The 19,103-nt window shown below is 51.2% G+C and carries 10 protein-coding genes; all 10 read left to right on the top strand.

Translation table 11 applies throughout. The features are described from left to right. Positions 1–140 precede the first annotated feature (140 nt). The 10 genes from AC0YN0_RS26375 (at position 141) to AC0YN0_RS26330 (ending at position 19,050) form a co-directional block, all read left to right on the top strand. Entirely contained in the window at positions 141–989 is an 849-nt protein-coding gene (locus AC0YN0_RS26375; RefSeq protein WP_475823946.1) for a sugar phosphate isomerase/epimerase family protein, read from the top strand. Continuing rightward, complete coding sequence (locus AC0YN0_RS26370; RefSeq protein WP_475823945.1) at positions 989–2,011, top strand: Gfo/Idh/MocA family protein; 1,023 nt, start codon at positions 989–991, stop codon at positions 2,009–2,011. Before AC0YN0_RS26375 ends, AC0YN0_RS26370 begins: the two co-directional genes overlap by 1 nt. A 302-nt stretch (positions 2,012–2,313) precedes the next feature. Further along, positions 2,314–3,351, top strand: coding sequence for a LacI family DNA-binding transcriptional regulator (locus tag AC0YN0_RS26365; RefSeq protein WP_475823944.1), 1,038 nt, complete (start codon positions 2,314–2,316; stop codon positions 3,349–3,351). A 103-nt stretch (positions 3,352–3,454) separates the two neighbouring features. Further along, a complete protein-coding gene (locus AC0YN0_RS26360) occupies positions 3,455–5,683 on the top strand; it encodes an AraC family transcriptional regulator (RefSeq protein ID WP_475823943.1) in 2,229 nt (742 codons plus the stop codon). A 174-nt stretch (positions 5,684–5,857) separates the two neighbouring features. Continuing rightward, complete coding sequence (locus tag AC0YN0_RS26355) at positions 5,858–8,074, top strand: alpha-galactosidase (RefSeq protein WP_475823942.1); 2,217 nt, start codon at positions 5,858–5,860, stop codon at positions 8,072–8,074. Positions 8,075–8,079: 5 nt separating this feature from the next. Then, on the top strand, positions 8,080–9,249 hold the full coding sequence (locus tag AC0YN0_RS26350) for an alpha/beta hydrolase family protein (protein WP_475823941.1): 1,170 nt from the start codon (positions 8,080–8,082) through the stop codon (positions 9,247–9,249). Positions 9,250–9,316: 67 nt separating this feature from the next. After that, a complete protein-coding gene (locus AC0YN0_RS26345) occupies positions 9,317–15,394 on the top strand; it encodes an S-layer homology domain-containing protein (protein WP_475823940.1) in 6,078 nt (2,025 codons plus the stop codon). A 217-nt stretch (positions 15,395–15,611) separates the two neighbouring features. Then, entirely contained in the window at positions 15,612–16,505 is an 894-nt protein-coding gene (locus tag AC0YN0_RS26340; protein ID WP_475823939.1) for an ABC transporter permease, read from the top strand. Between the two features lie 23 nt (positions 16,506–16,528). Continuing rightward, positions 16,529–17,413 (top strand): carbohydrate ABC transporter permease, encoded by an 885-nt coding sequence (locus AC0YN0_RS26335; RefSeq protein WP_475823938.1) that lies wholly within the window; start codon positions 16,529–16,531, stop codon positions 17,411–17,413. Between the two features lie 101 nt (positions 17,414–17,514). Beyond that, on the top strand, positions 17,515–19,050 hold the full coding sequence (locus AC0YN0_RS26330) for an ABC transporter substrate-binding protein (protein WP_475823937.1): 1,536 nt from the start codon (positions 17,515–17,517) through the stop codon (positions 19,048–19,050). Positions 19,051–19,103: the final 53 nt, after the last annotated feature.

Here is a 19,103-nt window from a genome sequence, read left to right as displayed (position 1 = left end):
TCCGTAGTCATTACTGTTATTTGCATTTTAACATATATCCGATTCGGCTTGTGCAAAACGAACGGCTTATTTGCTAAAGGCGAACGCCGGCGGACTTCTTATAATTAGCATTAAGAAGAGCTAAGGAGGTTGTTCGCGCGATGAAAAAAGGAATAAATATTTGGTCTTTCCCGTCAGGCATAAGCATCGAGGAGAGCATTGTGCTTGCGAAGGATGCGGGCTTCGACGGCATCGAGCTGTCGCTGAACGAGACGGGGGCGCTTAGTCTGGAGAGCACGGAAGCGGAGGTGCGCGCCATTCGCCGCTTCGCCGACGATACGGGCATTGCGCTGTCCAGCTTGGCCAGCGGTCTATACTGGGATTATCCGCCGACGAGCGAGCGTCCCGAAATTCGGGGCAAAGCGATCGATATAGCGAAGAAGCAGCTGGAATTCGCCGCGGTTCTGGGCGTCGATACAATTCTGATCGTTCCCGGCGCGGTTGGCGTCGATTTCATACCGAATGCGGAAGTCGTGCCGTACGACCGCGCTTACGACAATGCGCTGGAAGGCTTCACGAAGCTTGCGAAGACGGCCGAAGCAGTGAACGTATCGATCGGCATCGAGAACGTATGGAACAAGTTTCTGCTGTCGCCGCTTGAGATGCGCGGCTTTATCGATACCATCGGCTCGCCGTTCGTTGGCTCTTACTTTGACGTAGGCAACGTGGTGTATTCCGGTTATCCGGAGCATTGGATCTCGATATTGAACAACCGCATCAAGAAGGTTCACTTCAAGGATTACCGCAGACAAGCGGGCGGACTGCATGGATTCGTCGATCTGCTGGCTGGCGACGTGGATTACCCTGCCGTTGTCGCGGCGCTTGAATCGATCGGCTATGACGACTACGTAACGGCCGAGATGATCCCTCCATATACGCACCATACGAAACAAATCATCTACAATACGTCGGCCGCGATGGACGCGATCTTGGGAAGGACGGTACGCTAATGCTGAATATCGGATTGATCGGACTTGGATTTATGGGCAAAACGCACTTGGAGAACTATCTTCGCTTGGAGAGGGAGGGCGCTCCGATTCGCGTCGTCGCCTTGTGCGACGTGGATGAAGCGAAGCTGAACGGCGGCGGAGGGGGCGGCAATATCGACACGTCCTCGGAGAACGAGATCGATTACGGCCGCTTCAGCAAGTATACGTCGGTGCAGCAGATGTTGGACGCCGAGCAGCTCGACTTCGTCGACATTACGCTGCCGACGTTTCTGCACCGCGACGTGACGATTCAATGTTTGGACAGCGGCGTACATGTGTTGTGCGAGAAGCCGATGGCGATGAATGCCGAGGAATGCGACGCGATGATCGAGGCTGCCGCAAGAAACGGCAAGCAGCTCATGATCGGACAATGTCTGCGATTCTGGCCGGCGTACGTTTATTTGAAGGAGCTCGTGGAAAGCGGCAAGTTCGGCAGCGTAACGAGCGGCTACTTCTATCGCGGCGGCGGTACGCCTTCATGGGGACCATGGGTGCTGCAGAAGGAGAAGGGCGGCGGCGCGCTCCTTGATATGCATGTGCATGATACGGATACGATCAACTGGCTGTTCGGCAAGCCGGAGGCGGTATCCTGCTACGGTCGCAATGTCATACCGGGCAGCGGGTACGATATCGTAAACACCGCTTATCGCTACGACGACAACAAGATTATTTCCGCGCACGTCGATTGGACGCTGAATGGCGACTTCGGATTCGAGATGGGCTTCAAAGTAAACTTCGAGCGCGGCAACATCCAGTTCGACGGTGCCGGCGTCAAGGTGAATCCGAATGATAGTTCCGGCTTCAGCCCCGAGCTTTCTGCCGACCAAGGCTATTACTATCAGCTTAAATATTTCGTAGAGTCACTTGCGGGCGGGCTGCCGATCGATACGGCGACTCCTGACAGCACGAAGGGCAGTATCCAGATCGTAACGGCGGAGCTGGAATCGGCGGATCACCGCGGTGCTTGGGTCGATGTACCGTAAAGGCGAATCCTATACGCTTGAATACTAAACGGAGGCAGCGGGGATGACTCGGAAGGATTGGCGTCAAATCGCCCCGCTGCTTGTCTCCGAGCCGATTTCATCGCCTCCGAGCTTCCTGATTTCCATCGGAGCGACAGCTTCGGAACAATAATGCTACAGCCGGTAACCAGGAGCTTGTAGCAGAGAAGTTGTGTATGTTATAGCGATGCGATAGAAGCCCCGACAGCCTGTCGGGGCTTCTTCTGTATCTACGCTTGCGCGAAGAATATAACACGTGTTATATTCTCGGTGAGGTGTTTGAATTGACGGGAAAAAGATCAACGAGTTTCGACGTTGCCAAAGCCGCCGGGGTATCTCGGAGTATCGTATCGGCAGTCCTCAACGGCACGCCGGGCATTGGCGTGAGCCAAGAGACAAGGGAGAAGGTCCTCCAAGCGATCAAGCAATTGAACTATCAGGTCGACGCGCGGGCTAAGGCGATGAAGACCGGACTAAGCCGCTGCTTAGGTGTCTTCGGAGACATGACGAACGCGTTGTTACTGCAAGTTCTAGAGGGTATGCAGAAGGCGTGCGCAGAGCGCGGTTATCACGTTCTCATTAGCGGGCAAAGCTCGAATGACGACGATCGGTATGCATTGATCGATCTATACAGACAGCGCAAAATCGACGGTATTGTCAGCTTGGACGACACGGGCTACGAATGCGAGAAGTGGATGAGACGAGTTCGAGAGGCGGGCGTTCCTTACGTGTCCATCGAAGGGTATTCGGCAACGGAAGGCGTCCCCTCGGTACTGACTGATTACCGTAAGAGCATTATTGACGCGCTTGACTATATAGGCGGTACTGCGGAGAGGTACCCAGTCTATCTGGAGGCTTATTTAGAAGAGCCAGGCAGGAACTGGGCGGAACAAGACCGCCTCGGAGCTTACGAGCAATGGTGCAAGGGCAAAAGCTTTGCACCGGTTGTGTACAGACTTCATGCGCATGATGATGCGTGGATCGAACGGTTTCTGACCGATCAGCGCTCGGGCAATAACGGATTGCCGCCGATACTGATCAATTGGTCTGTCAGCGCCGTACGGTTCTATCGCGCGGCATGGAAGCTCGGCATCAAAGTTGGCGAAGAGCTCATCCTCATGGCGGGGGACAATACGAACCGCAGCAACGCCGATATGGCGCCGACGCTAGGCTCTGTGGAAATTCCCTATGTGCAGATGGGAGAAGAAGCGGTGCGAATGCTGTTCGATCAAATGAACGACCGGGAGTATCGCGGTGAGAAAAGATGGCTGCAAGCATCCATCATGTCCGGGGACAGCGTGCGTGCCTCTATTGACGAATAAATTCGCCTTTTTCTTAAATGAAGACGTTTCTTATTCACCAATTACAATCGGACAGACAGTATGATATGGTTTGGTTATATCATCATTGCGGGAGGACACCCAGTTGAACAAACTTTTGAAATTTGACCGCGGCTATGTGAAAGCGTATGCATCTATCGCAGTCTTAATTTTATCCATCGGAATCATATTGTCTACCGCGCTTTACTTTAATTTCAATAAGACGACTTCCAATATCATTCAGTCATATACGAAGGATCAATTATCCCTCATTAAATACAGTACGAATCTGATGTTCAATAACGCACGCTATACGCTTATGCAGTACAACACGAATCCGGCAGCGCTCAAGCTGCTCAATTACGCGAATATGGATCAAGTAGAGATCAGTGAGCTGCAGAGGCAACTGCAATCGGTGAATATCAATCTCCCTTACGAGAACAACATTTATATTTATAACCGCAGCGCGAACGCGATTTACTTTAACAGACTTATGTACAGTCCTGAAGAATTCCCGGATCAGGATATCGTCGATAGGCTGAACGGAAGCATCGATAAGCTTTCTCCGATACCTAGAAGCATCCCAAGCTATTACAATTTTAAGAAAGATTCGACGCAGCTGGACGATGTATACACATTCGTATTCTACGAGGGAAGTCCTGACGTCATCCAAAACGCTATTGTTCTGAATCTATCGAACAAATGGCTGGACGAGACGATTCAATCGATGGACTCTACGATCAGCAAGGAAATCATTGTGACAGACGCCCAGGGTCAAGTCATTCTGGGCAACGATAAGTATCATTACGGAGATTCCGTCAGTCAGACGTCAGGTCTTAGCGGGATATTCGAACAAGAGGAAATAAGCGGTTACGAGATCGGCAACATCGGCGGCAGGAAAGTGTTGATTACGTATGCAACCTCCGACGTGCTGGACTGGAAATATATCCGAATTACGCCGTACGATCAGATTACGCAGCAGATTCGAAGCGTATTGATGAACACGTTCCTGATCGTCATCGGCGTCGTCTTCCTGTTCTTGTTGATCGCTTATCTGATCGGAAACAAATTATACGGCAGGTATAGGAACTACATGAACGAGCTTGAGAAGAGATTCGCTTCGGATAGGAATAAGAAGTATGAAGCGAAGCAAGCGTTTCTGCGGAGACTCTCCGAACCCGGCAACAAGAGCGCACCGTCCCAAGGTCAATTCGATCAGCACGGTATTCCGTTCCGGCTCGAAGAAAGCTCGGAGCTGCTACTCTTCCATATCGACGGCTACCGTTCGGACGGGGGGAGCTACTCGTCGAGAGACAGGGAGCTGTTCACTTACGGTCTTATTAACCTGATTAATGAATTGGCATCCGGCACGAGGTTCAAGGCGGAGGCTTTCGGACTAGGCGATGAATACGTTGCCGTTCTGCTGAATGGGGAATTCAATGATTTCGAAGAGGCGTCCTTAATCGTAGCGGAGTTGATTCGCGCCATTATGGATCGCGCCGAACAGTATTTGAAGCTGAAGCTTTCGGCTGTAGCCGGCGACATCATCGAGGACCTGACGGAAGTGTCGTACAGTCTGTCAGAATGTTATGAGGCGATGAACTACCGGATATTCGGCGGTCCACGGGCCATTATATACATCTCCCGGATTCGGGAAATCAACAAGGCAGAGTTCAAAATTCCGGAAGCGACGGTCGATCAGTTGGTTAACGTATTATTTCTGGGCAAACGAGATGAAGCGGCTCAATTGATCCGGGAATTGCTCGAGCAATCGAGTAAGTTCCCTTTCACGTATTTGCAGCTGACGATACTGCAAATTGCGATTTCGTTCAAGGGAGCGCTCGATCGCAAGAAAGGCAATTCATCTCTTGTCAAAATCGATTATTTCTTCGAGCTGGCGCAGCATCTATCGGAATACGAAAGCTTGGAAGCACTGGCGGAGGAGTTAATCGTGGTAAGCAACAATCTTATGAACGAAGTCGATATCATTCACGACAAGAAAAATGAGAAAACGAATCAACGGCTGACGGAAATCCTCGCGCTCGTCGAAAGGGATTTTTCCAAGTCGAGTTTGAATCCGGATGAAATCGCCCTTCATTTCAATATTAGCGCGGAATATTTAAGGAAGCTGTTCAAGAGCGCGACGGGCGAATCGCTTAGCGAGCACATTAATAAAGTGCGATTGGACAAAGCGAAGCAGCTGCTGCTGCAGACGGAAGAATCGATTCAGGAGATCGCCACGCAAACCGGCTTTACGAATTCGAATTACTTCTACAGCTTGTTCAAGAAGCATTGCGGAATTACACCGAGCGAATATCGTAACTTGAACGGATAACAACCGCAGAGGAACGGAATGGATAATCGGACTATCGAAAGTTGATAGTCCGATTTTTGTCGTTGCAGACTCCGCAAATCAATAACATCTAGCGAGTCAGAGCTACGAAATCAGGATATCGACTTTGATATCCTGTTTTTTTTGGTCATGGGGTCAAATTCGGAGTTCAATTCCTTGATATTGGAGTTTTTCCCGGCAGCGGCGAACGATACACTATCCATGAATCGGAATGAACAAATGACAGCTAACGATAGTAGCGAAGGGGTTATGAAAACGGTGACGACTTTCACGAATACAACCTTATCTCTTACTTTGGAAGGGACAGCCGACTGTTTCTGGCGATATCAGATCAAAGCATCCGGTGAAACGGTCTGCCTGGCCGCGCCGGTGTTCGAGGTCGACGAGAGTTGCGTTCCGATGAGCTTGATCTTGCTCCATGAAGCGGAACTGCCTCGCAAGCTGGGAAATGGCGCAACGGAATACGTTTGGGAAGGCATTTCTTCGTTGAACGATGAGCTGGCGCTGCGTATCTTCGTCAGAATAGCTGAGAACAGTCCCGTCATACGGATTGCTTATGAGCTGCGTTCGGAAGGTTCGTGCCGAATGACGAAGACAGAGGGCCGCGACGTCCTTGTCTACGCAGGGCTGCCGCTGGACCGCAGCAGGACAATCAAGGAAGTATCGTTCTCCGATTACAATGAGCTCACTCACTCCTACACCCTGTCCGAACGCGAGCTCGGCGATGAGCTGTTCGCGAATGGCGAGCAGGCAATGGGACCGATGCTCGTCGCGGAATATAACGATTATGCGCTGCTGCTTGCTTACGAGCACGGTTCGATGGCGCCGGACGAATATGTACGTTTTCAGTTGGAGGAAGATCGTTCCGTTTCGCTTAGGGCCGTGAAGGGCAACTATTGCAGCGGACATGATTTGCGCCGTGGTTATCGCACGTTATGGCTGCAATTCGCTGCGGTCGAAGGGAGTGAAGATAAGCTTGCGAAGGCTTACCGTAGCTTCGTGCTGCACGATTTCAGCGAGAACAACGAGTCGCGCAAGCCGTATTTGTTCTACAACACATGGAATTATCAAGAGCGGAATCGCCACGGGAACAAACAGAAGTACTTGGATTCCTTGAACCTGGGTCGCGTGCTGGAAGAGATCGAGGTCGCTCACCAGATCGGCATCGAGGTGTACGTCATTGACGTTGGGTGGTTCGAGAAGACGGGCGACTGGATCGTGAACCTGGATAAGTTTCCTGACGGGCTGCGGCAAGTGAAAGCTAAGCTCGATGAATACGGCATGAAGCTTGGACTTTGGTTCGACCCGAAGGCAGCGGCTTTAACGAGCCGAATGAAAGCGGAATACGAGACTTGCATCTATTCGTGGCAAGGGAAGAAGGCAGGCTCTCATCCGATCTGGGAGACGGAAGAGAGCACGTATATGTGCCTGGTCAGCCCCTACGGAGACGCCTTCGCGGATGAGATGATCCGGCTGGCCAAGGAAGTTGGCGTCCGGTATTTCAAGTGGGACGGTATCGGTCAATATGGCTGCGACGATCCTCATCATGATCATGGAACGGCAGGGAACAGTCACGAGGAACGTGCAGACAATCATGCTTTCCAGATGAGCCTTAGAATGGCTGATATGATACGCAAGGTGACCGCTGCCGTTCCCGATGCCATCGTCGATTTCGATGTGACCGAAGGATACCGAAGCGTAGGCCTTGGCTTCCTGGAAGCAGGCAAGTATTTTCTAATGAACAATGGCCCGTATTACCCGAGCTTCGATGTGCCGAAGGACGAGCGGGACGGCGAGCACTACAATGTGAACGTGTTCTTCCATGCCGGGGCGGCTAGAAGCCGCTTGTGCCGGACGACGCTCGGGTATGACAAATGGATTCCGTCTGTGCTGTTCCTGACGCATTATTACCCGGACGATCCGAAGGAATACCAGAACGTAGCCGTTGCTTCTCTCATTCTTGGTCATAACGGAATATGGGGTGACCTGCCGGCTATCTCCCAAGAAGGCGTTGCTCACATGGCACTGTTGCTGGATAAGTATAAACAAATTCGCGACGACCTGACGGCGGCTTCGCCGATCATTGACGGGGAAGCGGGCAAGAGCCGTGAAATTTACGAGAAAATCAACGACGAGACGGGACGCGGCGCCGTCGCGATCTTCGCCAATCCTTTCGGCAGTCCGTGGGACGCGCCTCGTCCGATTGCATTCCGCTATGTAACGAAACATCGCGTCGATACGGATTATTGGTGTCCGCCTAACATTTCGGTAACGTTCGACAAAGCGGGAAGAGCCGTCATCGAAGCGAATTTTATAAAACCGGACGCGGCCATTGTTTACTTCGGCGTCGAACCGGAACATAAGGAGAGTTAGGGAGCATGCACGAAGGGCTGACAATGCCGGACTACGTATGGTCTGCACCCCGCATAACCACGGATCCGCAATGGAATGTCGGAAACGTTAGAGCGCTGTTTTACGAAGGGATGGGAGGAAGCCACGGTCGTACGAAGGTGTTCGCCTATATGGGTTATCCATCAGGAGCAGGCGGACCGCACAAAGTGCCCGCCGTTGTGCTTCTGCACGGAGGAGCCGGAACGGCGTTCTCCGATTGGGTGAAGGAGTGGAACGACCGAGGCTATGCCGCGATCGCCATTGATCTGGAAGGAAAACGTCCGATCTCCCCAGGGGCATACGAATCAGGGGAGCATCTGCACGGTGGGACCGCAAGACAAGGCTTCTTCGAAGACATCGGGAAACCCGATGAAGAACAATGGATCTACCAAGCGGTTGGCAACGCGATATTGGCGCATTCGCTGCTTCGCGGGAATGCGTTGATCGACTTCGAACGCATCGGTGTAACGGGCGTCTCATGGGGAGGGTTCCTGACGAGCGTCCTGATCGGGATCGACGACCGGTTCGCTTTCGCCATACCCGTCTATGGAAGCGGCTATATGAAAGGAAGGGAAAGCTGTCTTAGCTTGGCATTTGACGCTAATCCCGCTGCGCTAAGATGGGAGCCATCCCATTGGATTCGTGAGGCGAAGCTGCCGATCCTATGGCTTAACGGGGATGCCGATCCTTTCTTCTGTGCCGTATCGACATCCCGATCTTATATGAACAGCCGCGATGCGAATCTGGCGTTGATCCATGGGTACGAGCATGGACATGCCGAAGGATGGTCTCGCGAGGAAGTTTACGCTTTCGCGGATAGTCGGACGGGGAAAGGCTTGCCTTTGATTCGGATGGCCGTGCCGCTTAGAGCGGGGGATGAAGAAATCCGGTTAATCGTTCCACCCGGCGTGCAGGCAGCGGAAGCAGCTCTATTCTATGCCCCCGGAGGAATCGAATACACAGAGGACGGTACGCGTTGTTTGACGGAATGGTGGCGGCTGCCTTTGACGATAGAAAATAATCTTACCGTACGCTTCGTTGTTCCGGTTGACGCGAGAGCTTACTACGTAGCGGTAACCGAATCCAGAGGGCTAACCGTATCTTCGGCATGCATCGAGCTCAATGGAAAGGAGGTGATTGACGAAACCATGACATAGAGAGATAAACGGAAACGGGAGAGAGAATGACGTACGGTTGAACGACATTTCGTTAGGGAGGTTGACTATGTCTTTTTCAATTAGAAGAATAGGCGTTGCAGCTTTGGTGTTCCTCGTGTTCTTGGGAAGCTTGGGGCTGCCATTATCACACGGCAGCTCCGCACACGCAAGCGGTTCGGAATCGTCCTCCACAGTACGAATCGAAGCGGAGGATTATGATGCGGAAGGAATTACGAACGAATTCGCCGTACATCCTGCAGCTTGGAATGACGGTACGGAAGTGTTCGTATCCGGTCCATATGCGTGGCTGAAATATGAGCAAGTTAATTTTGAAAGCGATTTCAATACGATTAGGCTTTTTTACAAATCAGCTTATACAGGTACTGTGGAAATAAGAGATGGAAGTCCGACCGGCACTTTGCTGGGAACGCTTGAGCTGTCGGGTTCGGATTGGGGAGCACCTCTCGAAGCAACGGCTGTTCTAAGCGGTGTAACCGGCGTACACGACCTGTATTTCTATTTCACCAATGGTGCAATCGTGGACGCGTTTGAACTCAGCCCGCCTGCTCCGTTTACGATCGAAGCGGAAAGCTTCGACGAGGAAGGCGTGACGAACGAATTCGCCGTACATCCGTCTCTTTGGAATGACGGGACGGAAGTATTCGTATCTGGTCCATACGCTTGGCTGAAATATGAGCAAGTCGACTTGGAGAACGGATTTAACACCGTTAAACTCCGTTATAAAACCGCTTATGCGGGTACAGTGGAGATACGAAGCGGAAGTCCGACCGGTACTTTGCTGGGGACGCTTGAGCTGTCGGGTTCGGACTGGGGGACACCTCTCGAAGCAACCGCTGTTCTAAGCGGAGCGAACGGCGTACACAACCTGTACTTTTACTTCACGAACGGAGCGATTGTGGACGCTTTTGAATTCAGCAAAACAGGGGATGCAGCGAGCAATGACCCGCTTGCAATCGAAGCGGAAAGCTACGGTGCGGAAGGCGTAACGAACGAATTCGCCGTACATCCGTCGCTTTGGAACGATGGGACGGAAGTATTCATATCCGGCGGATTAGCATGGCTGCAATACGATGACGTCGATCTGACAAGCGGATTCGATACGATCCGGTTGTACTATAAGACGGCCTATGACGGAACGGTTGAAGTCAGGGACGGCAGCCTTACGGGAACGCTGCTCGGAACGATCCCGTTGACGGGCTCGGACTGGGGGACGGCTAAGGAAGCAACAGCAGCGATCAGCGGTGCTTCCGGCATCCACGACATCTATTTGTACTTTTCGAACGGGGCGCTCGTCGATAAGCTGCAATTTGAGAAATCCGATGATGTAACGCCTCCGCAGCCCGTCTCGCCTAATGCGGAATTCGTTGGGACGGATACAACTACGCAAGGGCATTGGGAAGGCCAATACGGCAGCGACGGTTATATTTTGTTCGGGTATGAAGGAAACCCGGCGCCAGGCAATCCCGAATGGGTAACGGACAATCTTCATAAACAATCGGATCTCGCAAGTTTACCGGCTTACGTGGACGATTATGAATACGGATGGCCCGGGGCTCATTGGACAACAGTGAAGAACAACAACGATAACAGGATATTGGACAAACCGGCGTCTCCTCCTGCAGGGGTTACTTCCGACAAGTTCAACGTATATGCATCGATTGGAGACGGTTCGTTTACAACCGTATATACTTTTGACGTGAATGACGATCAGAAGCATCAGTTCAGTTATTATACGAACTCGACGTCGAGCGCCGGCGAAACGATGAAAGCCGAGATTTTGGACGTGAACAACAATGTTATCGCTAGCCGCCAAATCAATAAAAACACGTTCGCTAACGGTGCTTACGTAACGTTCATCGTCAAAGGAAGCTTCAAGCTCAAGCTGCAAACGCAGCCGGGCTTCGGGGCGCAAGGTTTCTTCTTCGACGAGCCTTCGGACGAGGTCGCAGCAGAACTTACGGCAGTCGTAGAGCAGAAGATCAAGGTGAAGCTGGATTGGGTCAATCCGGGCGCTCACGACTTCATCATCGTGGAAAGAAGCAAGGAAGGCGGGGCGTTCGAACAAGTTGAACGCGTCGCGGGATCGGAAACGAGCTGGACGGACGAGGATATTTCTACGGGAACGCATTACGAATATCGGCTCAGATACTTGGATGGGACGACGTATAGCGATTCTTCGGAGGCCGCCGAAGTCGACGTACCGCTTCTCGGGCCTACTGAACTGAACTTACAGAACGGGAATATAACAATCAATCTGAACGAACCGATCACGAACTTAAGCGCTAAGCTGACCCGGGAGGATGGAACGCCATTGGCCGGCAAGACGGTGACGTTCAGACTTTCGGGAGACTTCGTTGGGGACGGCGCAACGCTAGGGCAAGAGATTCCTTCCCTCATGGGCACGGCGGTAACGGATTCGTCAGGAATCGCGACCCTAAGCTACATTTGCGCTTATGGCGGGAACTATCTAATTGCTGCGGAATTCGCGCAGGATGCCGACAACGATCTCGATGGCGTCGTATCCGCGCCAATCGAACTTACGGTTAACCATCCATGGACGACCGCTCCGACGATCTTCAAAGTATCGGATGCGATTTCTTCCGGCAAGTCGTTCAGCGTCAACGGCAGCGGTATGGATGCGGCTAACGTAGAAGTCGCAATTGCGCTGGACACGACGGGGAGCTCACCGATAACGCCACCGTTCACGGCCATTACGGCAGACATCATTCAAACGGACAAGGACGGTACTTTCGTCGTAGCAAGTATGCCGGCAGGATCAAGCGCCGGTGTCTATAACGTGTGGGTGAAGAACGCGAACGGATGGAGCAGCAATCTGAAGATGAACGCAGCCAGGCCGCTGTACCTGTCCGAATATCAAGCATTCGCCGGTTTGAATATCGAGCTTGTAGGCAGAAACCTCGACCAGAGCGAATTTGGAGGAACGACCGGCACGAAGGTGCGGCTGAACGACGGAAGCGGCGGCGTCTACGAGCAGGTTATCCAAAGTTTGAATCCATATAACGTTAAGTTCAACATCGGCAATGGCGTACCTCTTGGAACGTACAATGTGGAAATTACGAACGATAACGGGATTAACTGGGTGAGGCTGGACAATGGACAGACGCTTCAGATCGTGAGTGCAGGGGCAGATCCTCTGGGCATGGGAGTCGCGTGGGCCAAGGATTTCAATTGGAGCAATGTATTCGATGTCATTTCCTATGGAGCAAACGCGAGCGATACGGCTGATGATACACTGGCCGTTCAAGCTGCCGTCGACGCTGCGGAGGATGATGGGGGAGGCGTCGTTTATTTTCCGGATGGAAGCTACTACATCGATACGATTAATTTAGGCGCCGGCGTCGTGCTGGAAGGACAAAGCCAGAACGGTACGAAGCTGTATTACAAGGGCAGCAACGGGCAGAACTTTATTAATTCGAAGGATTCTGCTTCCGCTGGAGGAGTAGCTCAGCTGCAAGGCATTGCGAAGCTAAGCTTGCTTCTCTCGGATCCGCAGACGAGACCGGATATGTTCATGTCCCTAGGACAGCAATGGGGGGATGGCCAAGCGTTCGGCGACCAGAAGAAACGAACGGCGAATAGACTGTTCGTCAAGAACGTCACTATCGACTATCCATGGACTGACGCTGGTGCTGTCGGCACCGGCAGGGGCATCGGACTTTTCTTCGTCGCCGACGAGAGGGTGTTGTTGCAGGACAATCACTTTAGCGGATGGTATGCGACCAATACGATTACCGCGCTTAACGAATATATTACGCTGAAAAACAACTACTATGAGTATTCTACCGGCTATGTTCATAGCATGGGAACTTACGCGTTCTACGAGAACAACCACGTCGTCATCCATAACGAATACAATCAAGATTCACACGGTTTGTTCGCTAGGTCCGACGCCTATGTCGCCAACAACGTCATAATAGGTCCAGGCGATGCGGCGAACGTGCATAACGATGGAGAAGCGATATGCGCCGAGGTGCCGGGTGCGAACTTTAATGCCGGCCAAGTGTTAAAGGGAAGTTCGACAACGCTCAAAGTATCGGCAGACCGTCCGCTTCAAGATCCTACGGTACAGTTCGGCACACTGAGTGTACGCATATCGAATGGACTTGGCGTAGGGCAGCAGCGAGAAGTCGTCGACATTGATCCCTTAACGGGAACGATTACCGTAGACAGGGCGTTCGATATCATACCGGACATCACGAGCAAGTTCACGTTGCTTAGTCCGCTGAACCATTTTACCGTCTACAACAATGATATTGAGGATTCCGCTAACGGCATCGTTCTGTTCGGCAACATGTACGACGCGGTTACGGCGAACAACGAAATCGTCGATTCCCGCGGTATATGGGTATGGGGAGTCAGCAGTCCGGATGCCGTTGTACCGGATTACTTCGTTAGAATTGCCCGCAATACGCTCGAAGGCGTATCCCGTCGTGGCAACACAGTGGGAATCGGGGTGGATACGGGCCGTTTCGACGCGGACGGCAAGATGGACGACATTTTGTCGCTCGGGTTCGAAGCAAGAGATAATTCCATTACGGGAGACAACACGCTGGAAATGGGCACGGATCCGATCAAAATGACGTCCCCGTTAAGCGGCATTTGGTTGATGGCTTATGGACATTCCACTTTGTCGGACGGAAGCGGTACAGGAGATACGACGAATTCGATTATTGAAGGCAATAAGCTGTCCAATCTGAAGGTTGGCGTCACGTTAACTAAGAGCAATTACGGACAGGTCGTCAACGACAATGAGTACGACGCTTCGGTACTTGCATTCCTGGACGATCGGGGCAGCGACAATACGACGGTGACCGGCAATGATCTGCAGGAAGAAGAACTGCCGACGACAGAGCCTACAGCGACACCAACTGCATCGCCAGCACCAACAGCAACTCCTGAACCGTCACCAACATCGGTTGTGCAAACAAGGCCGACGCCAGTAACCTCTCCTGGTCTTATTACGGTTAACACCAGTAAAGGCAATGAAGGGAGAGCGGTTGCCGAAGTCCTTTCGGCGGATTTGGAAGACGCGATAGCAAGGACTGTGAACGGAATTGTGACGATCGATGTGCAAAGCGCGGGCACTGCACAAGAGATTACTGTGAAAGTACCGCTTCAACCCGTTCTAGCGGCAGGCAACAAAGCTGGGCAAATCAAGTTCTTGACCGGGGGAGCTGCAATCACCGTCTCAACGGATGTTTTCCGACAGGCAGAAGGGGCGCAATCCGGTGCTGAACTTACCGTTAAGCTTGTCGATCCAGCATCGTTGCCGCCGGAAGTGAAGAATGTCGTCGGCAGCAATGCTGTGTATGATTTCGCACTTAGCATCGATGGTAAGAAAGTCGACACGTTCGGACGCAATGAAGTATGGGTTCAAATGAAATACGATTTGTTGCCCGGCGAGGATCCGAACCATGTTGTCGTCTATTACATCGATGACAACGGTAAGCTGCATAAAGTGAAAAATGCCCGATACGATGCGGCTACGGGAATGATATCGTTTCAAGCATTGCATTTCAGCCAATACGCCGGGGCATACATCGAAGCTGGTTTTAGCGATTTAAGTTCGGTCCAATGGGCTAAGAGCAGTATCGAGGCGCTTCAAGCAAGAGACATCGTCTCCGGTATCGGCGACGGTCGCTTCGAGCCTAGCCGGCAAGTGACTCGCGCTGAATTTGTCACGATGCTCATGAACGCGCTTGATCTGAATACGGATCGAACGATAAGCAGCTTCAAGGATGTGAAGCCGGGGAGCTGGTACGCTTCGGCGATCGCCGAAGCCGAAGAGCTGGGAATCGTGAAAGGACATGCGAATGGTACTTTCAACGTCAACGAGCAGATAACAAGGGAAGATATGGCTGTCATGGCATTCAACGCCTTAAGGTATGTGGATGCAAACCTCGACTTGGCGAAGACGCTGACCTTTCATGACGGTTCAGAAGTTGCCGCTTATGCCCGCGATGCGGTGAGTGTTCTTCAACAGTCCGGCATTATTCAAGGGTACGGCAAAGGCAGTTTTGTTCCGAAAGGATTGTCGACCCGCGCGGAAGCATCCGTTATTCTATGGGAGCTTTTGCGCTTCGTTTATCCTGTTCATCCGTAACGAAGCAAGCTTTGAAATCGGGATATCGTACTTCGATATCCCGATTTTTTCGCTCAAATCGGCGATTTTGAAGTGGATTTCCTTGATATTGCAGTATTCAGAGTTCTCGATAGGAGCTATGTTTAGTTTGTGGCCAGGCAAACAAAAACCCTGCGGCATGCAACGAACAGAAACGAGGGATCACGCAATGACATGGAAGAGCAGGCGACTGAGAGATTTGAAACGAAACGGTGAGATGTTATTGATGTCCTTGCCGGCCTTGCTGAAAATTTTTATCTTCTCTTATATCCCGATTGTAGGCGTCATCATCGCTTTCAAACGGTACGTTCCTTCGCAGGGCATCTGGAACAGCCCGTGGAACGGCTTCGACAACTTTGAGTTTTTCTTCAAATCACAAGCAGCTTGGACCGTTCTGCGCAACACAATCGGATTGAACCTGCTCGGCATTCTCGCTAGTACGGCTATTAATGTCGTCCTTGCGTTTCTATTATACGAGGTCGTCAACAGGACGAGGCTGAAGATTTACCAAACCGTGCTCTTCATTCCTTACTTCTTCTCCTGGGTGCTGGTCGGATTGATGCTAACCTCGCTGCTGAGCCCGACCTCAGGGATACTTACGGATCTCATTTATAAGCTGTTCAATTACGAGATCAACTTCTATGCGAGTCCTGGCTCGTGGGTATGGATCTTAACGATCGTCTTCGTCTGGAAGGGAGCGGGATTCGGTAGCTTGATCTATTATTCGGTGCTCTTGAACATCGACAAGGAATTGTTCGAGGCGGCCGAGATCGACGGAGCCAGCAGGCTTCAGACCATTCGCAAGATTATGCTTCCGTTCCTTATTCCAATGATCTGCGTGCTGACGATTCTCGCTTTCGGCAATATCATCCGAGCGGACTTTGGGATGTTCTACTTTGTCCCGCAAAATCAAGCGCAGCTCTATCCGGTCACGGACGTCATCGACACCTACGTATACCGGGCGCTGGCAGGAAACGGAGATTTCTCGGTAAGCGCGGCAATCGGCTTATTCCAATCGGTCGTCGGACTCGTGTTGATCTTAGTTACAAATAAAGTAGCCAAATCGGTCAATAAAGACTATAGCTTGTTCTAAATCGCTTCAGAGGAGTTATTGCCATGACCCAAAACAAATCGTATGCCTTGGTCGTTAACCTCATCCTGATCGTCATCTGCGTCTTGTCCTTGTTCCCTCTCGTGATGACACTCGTCATCTCGATCACGGATAGCCGGGAGTTGTCGGAATTCGGATACCGCTTAATCCCATCCGGATTTTCTTGGGACGCTTACGTATACTTGTTCAAGGTTCCCAAAGATCTCATTAACGGCTACACCAATTCCATTATTATAACAGGCGTCGGAACCTTCCTAAATCTGTTGATAACGTCGATGGTCGCTTATTCCTTATCCCGCAGGGACTTCAAATACAGAGGTTTCGTATCCGGTTTTATATTTCTAACGATGATCTTCAACGGCGGACTCGTTCCTGTCTATATGCTCATCGTGAAGTACTTGGAGTGGAAAAACACGCTAACGGCGATTATCGTGCCGGGACTCGCTCTTCCATTCAATATTTTCCTTATGCGGGTGTTGTTTCAGGATATTCCACCAGCGTTGACCGAAGCAGCCAAGATTGACGGCCTATCGGATTGGAAGACTTTCCTGAAAATTGTATTGCCGCTGTCGAAACCGGCGCTCGCTACGCTTGCGCTCATCTCGGCACTCGGATATTGGAACGAGGCGTTCGCACCGATTCTGTATATTGACAACATCAACAAGTATCCTATCCAGCTCGTACTAAACAACATCGTGTCCGCTGTTAATTACATCAAGAGCGGCAATACGATGCCGGGCAGCACCCAATCAATCGATCCCGAATCCGTTCCTTCAGACTCTATTATGTTCGCGATGATGGTGGTCGCAACGCTGCCGATGCTGTTCTTGTTCACTATCCTGCAGAAGTATTTCGTGAAAGGCTTGACGGCTGGGGCGGTGAAGGGATAAGCAGACCGACCCAAGAAGAATGACTCGTGATATAATGGAGCGTTCACATCCGACTCCTTATATATAGATCCTATCATTATACAAAAAGGGAGAGTTCAAAAATGAAAAATGCACCCAAAAAGCTTGTATTACCGGTATTGCTCGCCATGTTGGTCACGATGCTGCTTGGCGCTTGCGGCAATAACAATGGCAATTCGGATTCAACCGATCCTGCTGCAACGACAACAGCCGAAGGAACGGAGGCACCAGCCGCCCCTGAATTGGAACCGGTTACACTCAGCTATTACTTCCCGAATACGCCTCAGCCTGACCTGCAGGTCATTCAGGATGCTATGAACAAAATATTGAAAGAAAAGATTAATGCGGAAATTAATCTTTATCCGATTTCCTTCGACAACTATGAGCAAAAAATGAAAGTAATGATCAACACGCAAGAAGAATTCGATCTAGTCTTCACGGCGCCATGGGTGCTTAATTACGTGGCGAACGCATCGAACGGCGCTTATGCCGATCTAACGGACTTGCTGCCGCAATACGCACCGGGGCTTTACGCTTCGATGAAACCGGAAATTTGGGACGCAGCGAAAATTAACGGAAAGCTCTACGCCTCCATTAACCAGCAAATTTTCGCTAGACAATCGGGCTTCTGGTACAACAAAGAATTTACGGACAAATACAATGTCGACTATACGAAAATCGAAACGTTCAGAGCGTTATCCGATTATCTCCTTCAAGTAAAAGCGGGTGAAGAAGCAGCTCGGACGGATAGAATGACTTGGAAAGCGGATTGGATATGGCAAGTGAAAGAAATGAACGGCTGGGAAAGCGTCGGCGGCTCGGACATCCCGGGATCAATCGTATCCACTGACGCTGCCCCGAAAGTATTCAACGAATTCGAAACGAAGGAATACAAAGAAATTGTCGATCTGGCCAAAGAACTGCAAGTGGCCGGCGTTATTCCGAAGGATGTACTTACCGCAGCTAACTGGGATCGTACGAAAATGATCGCCGGAGCCGCTAACGTCAGCCCGGGAGCAGAGCAAGCGGAAGCGCAGAGCAGCAACATCAAGGAAATCGTTATGCATGGAGTCGGAAGTCCGATGTTGACGACGAACAACGTCACCGCAACGATGACGGCGATCTCGGCTACTTCCCAAAACAAGGAAAGAGCGGTTATGTTCCTTGAGCTTATCAATACGGATAAAGAATTGTATAATCTGCTCGCTCATGGAATCGAAGGCACGCACTACAACAAAGTTGGAGATAACAAATACGAAACGATTGCCGATTCGAAGTACGTGCCGAACGCGGACTGGATGTTCGGTAATCAATTTAACAGCTTAGTTCCTGTCGCGAGCGAAGACGACGTATGGGAGCAAACGAAAGCTCTGAACGATTCCGGAGTTGCATCTGTCCTCATGGGCTTCGTGTACGACGATTCGAAGGTGAAGACAGAAGCTGCGAACTGCGCGGCAATCATTAGCGAATACAAGGATGTGTTCTCCGCGGGCTTGTACGGAAACGATACGGACGCTAAGTACACCAAGTTTTTGGAAGATTTGAAGAAAGCAGGCCTAGATAAGATCATCGCGGACAAACAAGCGCAAGTCGACGCGTTCATCGCTAGCAAAGGCTAAGACAATGAATTAACAGGACAAAGGCAGGCGTTCCCCGCGGGAAATCGGCCTGC

The organism is Paenibacillus sp. J22P218 (assembly GCF_056269195.1).
The sequence above is the reverse complement of the archived record's forward strand: the minus strand, read 5'-3'. Positions and strand labels throughout refer to the sequence as shown.